Annotated in this window: 1 protein-coding gene; it reads right to left on the reverse strand. The window is 70.0% G+C overall.

The annotated features are described in order from the left end of the window. On the reverse strand, positions 1-789 hold a 789-nt coding region (locus A5706_RS16170; protein ID WP_082964432.1), incomplete at both ends, for a S8 family serine peptidase.

Below are 789 nucleotides of genomic sequence, written 5' to 3' on the forward strand. Positions count from 1 at the left end.
GGTTATGGGCCGACTGCACGATCCGGTTGATGACCTGATGTGCGCTCAGCTCAGGGTATTTCGCGCGAACCAGAGCCGCGACGCCGCTGACGTACGCCGCCGAGAAGCTGGTGCCCCAGAACGGCATGTTCTTCTCGCCCGGCCGGGACGGCGGGTAGGCGTTGACCGGCCCGCCGCCCTGGGGGGACAGGCCCATGATGTGCGTCGCCGGGCCGGCCACACCGACCCATGGACCCGACATGCTCTTATCGATCGGCGCTCCGCCTGCGTCGACGCCGCCCACCGAGAGGACGTAGTCGGAGAACCACGACGGCGACGAGATCACCTTGACCTGGTGCCAGTCCCGCGGATCCGCCGGGTCCAGCGGGTCGTACATCGGGTTGTTGTCGCAGCCGCCTTCCCCGTCGTTGCCGGCCGCGGCGACGATCACCGCGTCCTTGACGGTCGCCGCGTACCAGAGGGCGGCGCCAAGCGCCCGCTGGTCGGTCGAGGACGCCGCGGGCAGGCACGAGGTCACCGAGATGTTGATCACCTTGGCGCCCATGTTCGCCGCGTGGACGACGGCACGCGCCAGGGTGTTCAGGGTGCCGGCCTTGACCTTCTCATCCGAGTTCGGGTCCGCCGGAGCGGGATTCACCGGCTCGAAGGCTCGTGACGACTGGCGTATCGAGATGATGGTCGCGTGCGGGGCCACCCCGACCACCCCGTCGGGTGCTCCCGGCGGGGGCGGCGGAACCGCGGGTTCGTCCTCGGTTTGCGGGTCGGGCGGTCCGTTGGAGGGAGCCATCG

It is taken from the genome of Mycobacterium sp. E796 (genome assembly GCF_001672815.1).
Lineage (GTDB): Bacteria > Actinomycetota > Actinomycetes > Mycobacteriales > Mycobacteriaceae > Mycobacterium.